7 protein-coding genes are annotated in these 12,027 nt (G+C 39.6%); 4 read left to right on the plus strand and 3 right to left on the minus strand.

What is annotated here, in order from left to right:
- On the plus strand, positions 1-824 hold an 824-nt coding region (locus SKC38_RS10130), incomplete at its 5' end, for an IS3 family transposase (protein WP_377974053.1).
- A 275-nt stretch (positions 825-1,099) separates the two neighbouring features.
- Here the strand turns inward: SKC38_RS10130 and SKC38_RS10135 are convergent.
- The 3 genes from SKC38_RS10135 to SKC38_RS10145 all read right to left on the minus strand — a co-directional run bounded on the left by SKC38_RS10135 (position 1,100) and on the right by SKC38_RS10145 (position 5,345).
- Complete coding sequence (locus SKC38_RS10135; RefSeq protein ID WP_377977029.1) at positions 1,100-1,936, minus strand: helix-turn-helix domain-containing protein; 837 nt, start codon at positions 1,934-1,936, stop codon at positions 1,100-1,102.
- 466 nt (positions 1,937-2,402) lie between these two features.
- Complete coding sequence (locus tag SKC38_RS10140; RefSeq protein ID WP_377977030.1) at positions 2,403-4,547, minus strand: penicillin acylase family protein; 2,145 nt, start codon at positions 4,545-4,547, stop codon at positions 2,403-2,405.
- Between the two features lie 102 nt (positions 4,548-4,649).
- The gene (locus SKC38_RS10145) at positions 4,650-5,345 is read right to left on the minus strand and encodes a DUF4405 domain-containing protein (protein ID WP_377977031.1); all 696 of its coding nucleotides are present in this window, start codon (positions 5,343-5,345) and stop codon (positions 4,650-4,652) included.
- Between the two features lie 151 nt (positions 5,346-5,496).
- Between SKC38_RS10145 and SKC38_RS10150 the strand changes: the two genes are divergently transcribed.
- The 3 genes from SKC38_RS10150 (at position 5,497) to SKC38_RS10160 (ending at position 12,022) form a co-directional block, all read left to right on the plus strand.
- A complete protein-coding gene (locus tag SKC38_RS10150) occupies positions 5,497-7,908 on the plus strand; it encodes a TonB-dependent receptor (protein WP_377977032.1) in 2,412 nt (803 codons plus the stop codon).
- Between the two features lie 11 nt (positions 7,909-7,919).
- Positions 7,920-11,300, plus strand: coding sequence for a HEAT repeat domain-containing protein (locus SKC38_RS10155; protein WP_377977033.1), 3,381 nt, complete (start codon positions 7,920-7,922; stop codon positions 11,298-11,300).
- Between the two features lie 368 nt (positions 11,301-11,668).
- On the plus strand, positions 11,669-12,022 hold the full coding sequence (locus SKC38_RS10160; RefSeq protein ID WP_377977034.1) for a hypothetical protein: 354 nt from the start codon (positions 11,669-11,671) through the stop codon (positions 12,020-12,022).
- Positions 12,023-12,027: the final 5 nt, after the last annotated feature.

Raw genomic sequence — 12,027 nt, forward strand, 5'->3', positions numbered from 1 at the left:
AATTGTCAGAATGGCTCATTGAAAATTATCGAATTTCTGTAAGCAGAGCTTGTATGTGTATGTTATTGGCTCGGTCGATATATTATTATACATCCAAACCTAGGGAAGATCGTTTGCTGAGAATGCGGATACATGAAATTGCCAATACACGTATTCGATTTGGTTTTAGAAGAATCTGCACAGTGCTTCGTCGCGAAGGATTTGCTGATAATCATAAGCGAATTTACCGCATCTATAAGGAGGAAGGCTTGAATTTAAGAAGAAAGCGTCCTCGCAGGAATAGATCAGGTGCTCATCGATTAGAACGAGTAGAAAACACAAGTATTAACAAGGTTTGGAGTATGGATTTTTTGCAAGATGCATTGTATAATGGAACGCGATTTAGAATTTTAAGTGTAGTGGACAACTACAGTAAAAAATGCTTGCAATTATTCGTAGGCAAATCGCTTAAGGGACAGGATGTGGCTGACCAATTGGAGCAAATAAAACAGGATGAAAATTGTATTCCAGATCGGATTCAATGTGACAACGGTAGTGAATTTATTTCCAAGGAGGTGGATAGATGGGCATATGAAAATAAGGTGACTATTGATTTTTCTAGACCAGGAAAACCCACAGACAATCCGTATATTGAGTCGTTTAATGGAAAATTTAGAGATGAGTGTCTTTCCATCAATTGGTTCTTAAATTTAGAGGATGCGAAAGAGAAAATTGAAGCATGGAAATGGGATTACAACCTTTTTCGACCACATAGTTCATTAAATAATTTAAGTCCGCAAGAATTTATTATATTACATGAAAATAACCCCGAAACTCCAGTTTAGGTTGTACATACCACGGGGAGCAGGTCAGCAGTCACTTAACTACAATGCAAACCTCATCATTATATCGTAGGCAAAGCAACTTAGATGTACTAAAAATTGTATCGAAATCGGAAATCAAGCCAAATCGCCTGTACTTAAATTTTATTTGGGAACATTTAGGATAAAAAATGACCGAAAACTAAACGTTTTGAGGATTTTCCAGATTTAGAGTAAATCTAGCGTTAGATGTGTTATATGCGTTATTTCGCATATCATTTCAACTGAAAAAGCGTTTTCTACTTTTTATTGTGGTTAGCAAGAAACTCGGAAGGCGTTAGTCCCATAACCTTTTTGAAGGCCTCAACAAAATTAGCGCGTGAAAGGTAGCCGCATTGTAAAGAGATAGACTCTAGTGTTAATTGATCTGCATGGCCCGCGTTAATTAACTCGACGGCATGCTTGATACGTTGTTCATTTTTCCACTCGTTAAAAGTCAAATCATACTGATGTTTGATGTAATAAGAAATTTGATGAACGGGTAGTTTTGTTCCATTTGAAATCATATTCAATGAAAATCCAGCTGACAAATAGGGCTTTGTTTCGATGTACTCAGTGAATAATCGATCAATTTCAACCAGATCATATTTCGCAGCTTCAGGATCCAATGTAGGATTCTTTTTTCTCAATGAACGGAATTCCGGCTTTGACTTTTCGATAAAATACTTCTCAAAAACTAATTTGGGGTGAAACAAAGCTGTCAAGATAAACATCGCATTTAGGAATCGTGGAGATGCAATTAAGGTATTCATGGCACCTACACTTCCAAAATAGGACCTATTGCTTGGATTAATATTAATTCCCACGTAGATAAACATACCATAAAATCCAAAACCAAATAGAAAGCACATACAATAGTATCCATAATGATAACCTTGTGCATTCCTGATACGAAAATGATTGGAACGAAAACTATTGAAAAACATTTGAAAACTTAATAGCAAATAAAGAAACGATTGTGTCATTCGAAAAACGACATGGAAATAGTAAGGAACTAGCAATGTGGGTACATTAAAACCGATGGAATGATCATTTAAAAAGGCATTGACAAAGGCATTTTTTTCGGCATCTCCCATATATAGATAGGGAGATGCGTTAATGAAAAACAGTACAGAAGGTAAAAAATGGAACAGATATTTCTTCCTAAACTTAAAATTGGGTTGGAATACGGAGGCAAAGTAAAGGTAGAGTAAGGGGCCTGCCGACATATTCATCAGCACCGTGAATGGATATATCCTGGTAACAAGCCAACGAAACTCCGATGATAAAAATGCAAAAGAGGTTATTGCAAAGAATGAATGACAAAAAATAAAAAGTGCTAAATAAAAATTGGAGCCAAATCGCTCCGCACGATTTAGAAAAATTAATATAGATAGTACTATACCAAGTATGGTTACGAAAAATATCATATGATTAGAACACTAAATAGGAGCTGTAAATAATATAAGGCAATAAACAAATCTCAAAACTAATATAGGTCAAATTTGACCTTAGCCAAAAAAAATGTTTTCCAAAATGCACAAATACGCTCAAACAGCTTAATTAATTATTAAACGGTCGATATTTCTTTACGACATGCTCAAGTACATCCTTTTTGTAGAATAAAACTAACTTAAATTTCCCTTGGGTATAATTTTCTGCTTGATCAAAAAAATGTTCGGAGTTTGGATCTCCGCTTTGGCCACCGGCCAACAAACTATAAGCTTTTACCTTAGGCCCAAATTCAATCGCTGCGACAAAACTATTTCCATTCACACCATACCACTTCTTAGATCCCATATAGGGCTTACTGGTGTAGGATGGCAACTGTCCCCAAGCGGAAGAAGTAAATGCCACAGGAAGACTTGGCTTCAAATCATCGAACATAACGCTATTCGATATACGTTGGAACCGGTTGACTTCTCCCCAAGCTATTTTCCATGTTCCAAATTGCTGTTCTACATTCAATTTTACCTTCAACAAGGCGTCCAATAAAACGTCTGATGTTGCTTCATTCGCAAATCGAGTAAAATTAATTACCGGATCTGTTTCGCCACCAAAAGTTCTGATTTTCGGAATGGAGGGGAGAAGTAATGAAGCCCAACGGATTGCCATATGTTGGGAAATCGAATTTACCTGTGCATTTCGATCCCAGGCCGCAAGGCTGTCGACCAATTCTTTCAATTCAGGTCTAGGACTTTTCGCATGGGCATTTATTAGACTAGGAATGAGCACATCAAAAGCCGCTAAATGTCGATCGTAACCAACCTTGATTAAATCATTTACATCTAAGCTGGCCCGACTTGAAAATAAGCGAACCGCATTTTTATCCCGGAAGTTTTCTCCATCCGGTGCCATGTAAGACGGATAATTCGATCGTAAAGGACTTGCGCTACCCGAAACGGTAAAAGGTGTCGAATTGCAATTTTGAATCCAACCGGTAACGGGGTTTACTACATGAACTAATTCGTTCACCGGATGTAATCCTTTCCAATCATTTGCTGAGCGCGTTCCATCCTGCACGAGCCCCCAATCTTTTTTAGGATCTCGAATAGGCACAAAATTCCCATGCCAATAGGCTATATTTCCTTTATTATCTGCATAAACCGTATTATTGGAAGTATTGGCACGCATGTCCATCACCTTTTGGTAGGACTTCAAACCTGTAGTTTTGGTTCTCAACCAACTCTGCTCCAGACTTAGCAATGAGCGATTATAGGAACGGACCGAAATCCATTTTCCATCCCGTTGGGCCATAACCGCACCTCGATGCGTAAAATAAGCGCTAATTTCGCGCGGTTTAATTTCACCTTTTACTTGCAAACTGATTTTTTTGATTTGCATTGGACGCCAATTACCGTCCAACAAATAATAGGGGATACCCTCACGCATTTCGACTTGCTCCTGATACATATCGGATACATCCACTTGGCTAGACGTATGCATCCATCCACCATATTGATTGAAACCCTGATAGACAAAAAATTGGCCCCAAGTAACCGCGCCATACACATTCATCCCAGCCTCACTATTCACATGTATCTCTGGACGGAAATAAAATGTCACATGGGGGTTAATATACAATAGCGCATTTCCCGATTTGGACAACGACTTTCCCACTGCAAAACCATTAGAACCCGTTAAATCTTCATCGGCAACATGTTCTCGTTGCGACGCGATAGCGGTATTTAAGCCATAAAATGCACCAACTTCTTTCTCCGTAACATCTCCAGTAGATATCGCTCCAATCGAACCATCCGTCCATAGTAAGGGATACCAGGGTTCAAAGTGCGTCAATAAGGCAGGTTTAACTTCGGGATGTTTGAATAGGTAATAATTGATCCCATCTGCGTAAGCGACCAACAATTTCTTCAGCCAGTCAGGACTTTTTTTATAATCTGCTTTAGCCTCAGATGGATCAATGATTAATCGCAAGTATAAATCATTCGCTAACTGTTTTTCTCCATCCACCTCCGCTAATCGGCCTAATTTTTCGATGTAATTACGTTCCACACGAGAAAAATCATCTTCACATTGCGCATATAACATTCCAAAAACAGCATCCGCATCCGATTTTCCGTAAATATGCGGAACGCCAAAATGATCCCGGTAAATCGTGACACGTTTAGCTTGTGCCTGCATTCTTAAAAGTTCAGGGGAGGCGACGATTTGCAAAGAAATCAGCAAAAGAAAGATTAATGTTTTCATAGCAATCAGTGATGTAAACAAAAGTATCTTTTTTATTGAATCTACCTACCTTGAACAAAAAAAAAGCACGCCGAAGCGTGCTTTAAATCAATTAAATGACACTTATTGAATTTCTAAATATGCTCGCTCAATGAGACCATTTTCTTTAGCAAGTCCCTGAACTCCAGTCACTAAGCTACTTACTCGGCGAGTGACTTTTTTCGTTTTACCTTCATGTGAAAAACTTAAAATTAAATCGAAGGGTACTGCCGATGAAATTTTGGTTTGCAACAAAAGATTTGCAGGGGGGCCCTTCATTTCCTTATCGGCAGCTAATAAAGTTTCTAAAACCTTGCCCGTCGTATCTGCCACCTCTACGGTAACACCCGAAAATGCAGTTTCTTTTCCTTTTTGAATCAATAAAACAACGGCATGCCCTTGAGTTGAATCCAAGGTTTTCTTTTCAGCGAAATTAACCGTTTGGGGACGCTTATCTCCACTTGCAAAAATACGACCAAATTCAGCAACAGGTTCTAACACTTCAGTGACGGATAATACTAAAATGATTCCCGTAATTAAAGACGCAACCACTAATTCCTTTTTAATTGAGCCACTTTTGCGATCTTTTGAATAGGCTTTGATAGAATCCCAATTGTTCAAAATATGAAATATCGCAAATCCAATAAAGACCAAACCAAAAATGGTGTGAGTCATTTCAATGAAATGCGCCTTTTGTTTGACAAAGAGTAAAATACCTGTCATCGACAAGAGAACAAATGCGATGGCAACGCTTAAACTAATCAGGTTTTTGTTTTTCATGGGTTTATTTTTTTTCAAAATTGGTAACAGAATATTAATTTCAGGTAACAAATTCGACAAAATGGGGAAATTCTCCAACATAAACCGACAAATAGGTATAAAAACTTGGTACATGTCTTTTTAACTTGCAAGTCTATTTAAACCTATCCTTTTGAAACATATATACTTATTATTCTTATTGGGAATTTCGTTCCTAGGCCTAAGCCAAAGTACACCTAAAGGGAAACTTAGCGGCCAAATCATGGAAGCCAACACCCAAATTCCAATTCCTTTTTCAAGCATCCGCATTCAGACTGACAAGCCCGTTAAATTGATAACGGGGGCTATTGCCAACGAAAAAGGGGAATTTAGCCTAGAAGTAAACCAAGGAATTTATGATGTAATCATCGAAAGTGTAGGCTTTGAGATGCAGACACTTAAGCAAATACAAATTAGTAAATCAACGAACTTAGGTCAAATTGAAGTTAAAGCTAGTACACAAACCTTAGCAGAGGTAACCGTTAAAGGTCAAAAATCTAGCATGGAGCTATCACTAGATAAGCGAATCTTCAATGTGGGAACTGATGCAGCCAATAAAGGAGCTACTGCCGCGGAAATTTTAGGCAATTTGCCATCGGTCCAAGTCAATGGAGAAGGTGGTGTTAGCCTTCGTGGAAGTGAGAACGTACGTATTTTGGTTGACGGTAAACCTTCGACGTTAGTAGGTATTAACGGTTCTTCGGGATTACAATCTTTGCAAGGAAACCTCATCGAAAAGGTTGAAATCATCACAAATCCTTCCGCGCGTTATGAAGCAGAAGGCATGGCTGGAATCATAAACATCGTTTTAAAGAAGAATCAAAACCAAGGATTTAATGGTGCCATCGAATCAACATTGGGTTATCCTGAGAATTTTGGAGGCACTGCGATCATTAATTACCGGAAGAACAAATTGAATTTCTTTTTAAATTATGGCCTATTCTACCGCAGAACACCCGGAAGAGGAAATTTATATCAAGAAGTTTATACGGGTGAACAAACCAATTACCTCCAACAAACCAGCTCGAACAATGTCACGGGATTAGTGAATAACATCCGAGGTGGAGCAGACTACTTTTTTAACGACAAAACAATTTTAACAGGATCCTATATTTTCCGAAGTACACATGTTCGTCGAATTACAGATTTCTACTATTTAGATTACCGTAAATCCTTGAGCAGTCTTTATTCGAATACGTATCGCCAACAAGACGAAAAAGAAACGGAACCAAATGCTGAATATGCCTTAACTTTTAAGAAATCCTTTGCGAAAAAAGGGAAAGAGTTTACTGCAGATTTGCGGTATTTGGACTACTGGGAACAGTCAGACCAAATTTATACGCAAACAAGTCGTTTCGGAGACGGTTCTCCATATCCAGCAAATTCATTAGTCCAAAAGGCTTTAAATGATGAATATGAACGTCAATGGATTCTTCAAGCTGATTACACGAACCCCATCGGAAAAGATGGTAAAGTGGAAACGGGTTTACGAACTAGTTTCCGGGACATGACAAATGATTATACCGTGACGCAACAGCAAGCGAATGGCAGTTTTACCGTCATGCCAGGATTACAAAATTTATTTGTGTACAATGAAAATATCTCTGCAGCCTATTTGATTTTAGGGAATAAAAAGAACAAATTTTCTTATCAATTTGGACTTCGTGGTGAATTAACTGACATTCAAACGGAGTTAAAACAAACGCAAGAAAAGAACCCTCGGAACTATGCAAACCTATTTCCTAGTGCGCATTTCACCTATGCAGTGAATGCGAATAGTTCATTCCAATTAGGTTATTCACGCCGGGTTCGTAGACCTACCTACAATGAACTAAGTCCTTTTGTGACTTTCTCTGACAACCGTAATTACTTCTCCGGAAACCCAAATTTGAACCCTGAGTTCACAAATTCATTTGACTTAGGACATTTGAAATATTTCGATGCGGGAAGTTTAAGTTCGTCAATTTACTATCGCTACACAACGGGTAAAATCGATCAAATTAGAACCGTAGACGCACAAGGATATTCGAAAAGTTTACCTCAAAACTTCGCGGACCAACAATCCATGGGAATTGAATTAACGAGTTCATTTAATGTTTCGAAGGCTTACAAGGCAGATTTGAGCTTCAATGGATTTCGAGCGATTATCGATGCAAGTAATATAAATGCCAATTATCTCGTGGATACTTATTCTTGGTTTGTGCGACATACCTCAAGAATAAAAGTAGGATCAGGGATAGATGCACAGGTACGTGCCAATTATGAAGCTCCCCAAAAAACAGCTCAAGGAACACGTGGAAATATCGCTTGGGTTGATTTATCTGCGACAAAAGATGTGATGCAAGGTAAAGGAACTTTGAGTTTAAATGTCCTTGATGTATTCAATTCCAGAATCATGCGTACAGAGACAAATGGAGGAACATTTTACACAAACCGCGAAATGCAGGGCAGATTAAGACAAATAAATATTACTTTTAACTACCGATTTAATACCACCAAGCAAGCGGCGAAACAGCGTCGCAGCATGATGGACGAAGAGAATTAAGCTTTAAACCTATGAAACAAAAGATTTTATTAGCTGCAGGTCTGATGCAGTTATTGGCGATTGCATGTACAAGCACCCAAGAAAAAACCACGTATCAAGTCATTTTTGAGGATCAAGATCAAATCGCAGAACGTGCAAAAGCTGCCAAAGAGAAATTACCAATTAAAATCACCCCCGGCATGGTTATTACCCGTTGGGCTTCCGATAGTTTAGCACCCGATCCTGTTGCAATTGATATTGATGACCAAGGCGCTATATACTTGAATAGTACCAACCGAGGTAAAGTATCTGAATTTGATATTCGTGGGCATCGGGATTGGATGACTGAATCCATTGGATTTAAATCCGTTGAAGATCGCAAAGCATTTTTGCATAAAACATTCGCACCTGAAAACTCAGATAAGAACGCTTGGTTACCTGATTTAAATGGTGATGGCATTCATGATTGGCATGATTTAACCATTGAAAAAGAAGAAATCTGGAAACTAGAAGACAAGAACGGGGACGGATATGCGGATCAAGGAACGCGCATATTAAATCAATTTAATCAAGAAGTCACAGACGTAGCCGGCGGATTATTGGTTCGCAAAAAAGATGCATTCGTTGCTGTGGGACCTGATTTATGGCGTTTGGATAATACAAATAAGAAAGGACTTTGGACAAATGCCAAATCAATCGCCACTGGTTTTGCCGTGCATATTGGTTTTGGTGGGCATGGCATGTCGAGTGTCATTGAAGGACCTGATGGAAAAATATACTGGCAAATTGGTGACATTGGTGCGAACATCACAACCGTAGATGGACGCAATTTACCTAATCCCAATTCGGGCGTATTAGTACGTTCAAATCCTGATGGAACCGACTTTGAAATTGTCGCATACGGTATTCGAAATACGCATGAGTTTGCTTTTGATCACTATGGAAATATCATCAGTTCAGATAATGACGGCGATCATCCGGGTGAAAGTGAGCGTTTAGTTCATATTGTTGAGGGAGCGGATATTGGTTGGCGTTCCAACTGGCAATATGGTAAATACACGGATCCGAAAAACAACTTATATAAGGTTTGGATGGATGAAAAATTGTATTTGCCTCGTTGGGAAGGCCAAGCAGCCTACATCATTCCACCGATTCGCAATTACCACAATGGACCAACGGGGATGGTTTTTAATCCGGGAACGGCATTGGGTAAGAAATGGCAGAATAAGTTTTTCTTGGTTGAATTCGTGGGCAATGCGAACAATTCACACATTTGGGCTTTTGATTTAAAGCCAAAAGGTGCATCGTTTGATTTCAAATCTGAAGTGGATGTGGTAAGTGGCATTTTACCTACGGGGATTCGATTTGGTCCAGAAGGTGCATTATATGCGGCCGACTGGGTAAATGGTTGGGATGCGAAAAATTTTGGACGCGTTTGGAAATTGGATGTAACAGCAGAATCGAATGATTTGGCCGCAGAGCGTCAAAAAACGAAGGAATTAATTCAAATGGATTATGCCAAAGCACCTGTCAGCCAATTAAGTGAATTATTGTTTTACGGCGATATGCGGGTTAGACAAAAGGCTCAATTTGAACTTGTGGCACGAGGAGAGTCCAGCATATTAAACCAAGCAATCAGTCAAAAAGACAATCAATTAGCGCGTGTGCATGGAATTTGGGGGATAGGCCAACTGGCGAGAAATAAGCCTGCTTTAAACGAAACATTGGTTCCTTTAATTCAAGATGCTGATGAGGAAATACAAGCGCAAGCAATTAAAGTATTGGGGGACAATAAATTCAGTTCAGCTTCAGCGTCTATTATTCCTCGTTTAGCATCTAGCACACCGCGTGTGCAATTCTTTGCCGCACAAGCTTTAGGTAGAATGGGAGCTTCCCAGGCGGTAAATCCATTACTTGATTTAATCAAACAAAATCAAGACCAGGATGTGTATTTACGTCATGCGGCTGTATTAGCATTAAGTCGGATAGGGCAGGTGGAACCAATTGCCGCATTAGCTACATCGACAAATCGTTCTTTACGCATTGCAGCCGTATTGGTATTACGTCGAATGAAAAATCCGGCTGTTGCACAATTCCTACAAGATTCAGATGAATACATCGTTACAGAGGCCGCGCGTGCAATTCACGATGATGAATCGATTGTGGAAGCATTGCCGGCCTTAGCTCAGACTTTGGCAGTGAACAAATGGACAAGCGAAGCGTTAATTCGTAGAGCTATCAATGCCTGTTTACGCGTAGGCACAGCGAAGGAAATTGACTTATTGGTCGCTTATATTCAGCGTCAGGATATTCCGGATGCATTGCGTGCAGAAGGTATTGCGACTTTAGGTACCTGGGGAAATCCATCGGTATTAGATCGTGTGGATGGTCGCTACAGAGGCCAATTGGATCGGAAGTCGGCAGATGTTGTTGCCAAAGTTTCAGGGATCATTCCTAGATTTTTGAATAGTAAAAACTTAGAAGTATTGACAGCAACGGGCCAATTAATCGCTGAATTAGGGATTCAAGATGTTAAATCGGAGCAGACTCAGTTATTCCTAAATCATCCAAGCCCGAAGGTTCGTGCAAGTCAATTAAGTTCGCTTATCGCATTGAAAGACCAAAATCTACCTTTATTGCTTACAAAAGGTATTGAAGATATAGACCGAAATGTGCGCGCTTTGGCATTAGGATCCTTGGATAAAATTGCCATTTCGAAAAGCCAACTTCCTGGCATCATTAATCCTATTTTTGAGAAAGGTAGCGTACCTGAGCAACAACAATTATTACAAAGTATTGCCAAAATGCCTGCTGATCAAACGCAGGATGTTTTGGCCGATTTAATTGCTCGGATGGTTGATAATAAATTACCAGCAGGTATTAAATTGGATTTAATGGAAGCCGTAGAAGCGACTAAATCGGAGATGTTGGTTGCCAAATTGGATGCTTTGAAAACCAAAGGAACTTTGACAGATGAATACAAAGACGCATTATACGGTGGAAATTTACAAGTAGGAAATGCTATTTTCTATCGTAATCAATCGGTTGAATGTATTCGTTGCCATAATGCAGGAGGAGAAGGAGGTGTCGTAGGACCCTCATTAAAAGGTATTGCCAGTCGCTTATCCCGTGAGCAAATTTTACAGGCCTTGATTGAACCTAGCGCACGAATTGCCCCCGGTTACGGAATGATTTCGTTGGTTTTAACCGATGGCCAAGAAGTAACGGGAACGGTAATTCAAGAGACGGAAGGGGAAATTCAATTGAAAACGAGTGAGGCAGAACCTTTACGCATTGCTACGGCTCGTATCAAATCGCGCGAGAACTATCCGTCAAGTATGCCACCAATGGGCTCTTTGATGAGTAAGCGTGAGATTCGTGATGTGGTGGAGTTTTTGTCGTCATTAAAATAGAAGTTAGACGTTAGACGTTGGATGTTAGACGTTAGACGTTGGACGTTAGTCGTTGGACGTTAGACGTTGGACGTTGGAATTGAAAACCTATTGTAGAGACGCGATACTTCGCGTCTTTATTTAGGTGAAAACCAGGAGTGAGGAGTAAGAGGTAAGAACTGGTGGTAATAATACCTTCGGACTAACAACAGACTAGAGACTTCGGACTGACCACTGACCACTGACCACTGACCACTGACTCCGGACTGACTACTGACCACTTCACTCCGGACTTCGGACTTCGGACTGGTCACTGACCACCGACTACTCGCAACTATTAACAAACCTTAACATCAACTAACTCGCCATTTTTTGCTTATATTTGCACCATGCGTTTGTTAAAACTCTTCATATTATTTGTTTCTGTGTGCTTCTTTACGACGGTAGCGTCGGCAAAGCAGGTATTCGGTTTACAAGAAGTAGCATCAACAAACAACCAAAAACAAATTAAAAAAACAGAGCCTAAAGAGCTCTCGTTCATTAATTTAATTTTTGAAGAGTCGGACAATAGCGAAGATGAAGATGATTCTGATGAGCTTAGTTTCTTCCTTTTACCCCTTTCGAGCGAATTTACCTACCCACAAGTGGGGGCGATTGCCGTAGCAAATGCCCATCTTACCTATTCGAAGGTAAACCACAATTCAACTCCCTTATTTATTCAATTCAGGAATATCAGGCTGTAAGAGTT

This window comes from Aquirufa echingensis, from assembly GCF_042714525.1.
GTDB lineage: Bacteria > Bacteroidota > Bacteroidia > Cytophagales > Spirosomataceae > Aquirufa > Aquirufa echingensis.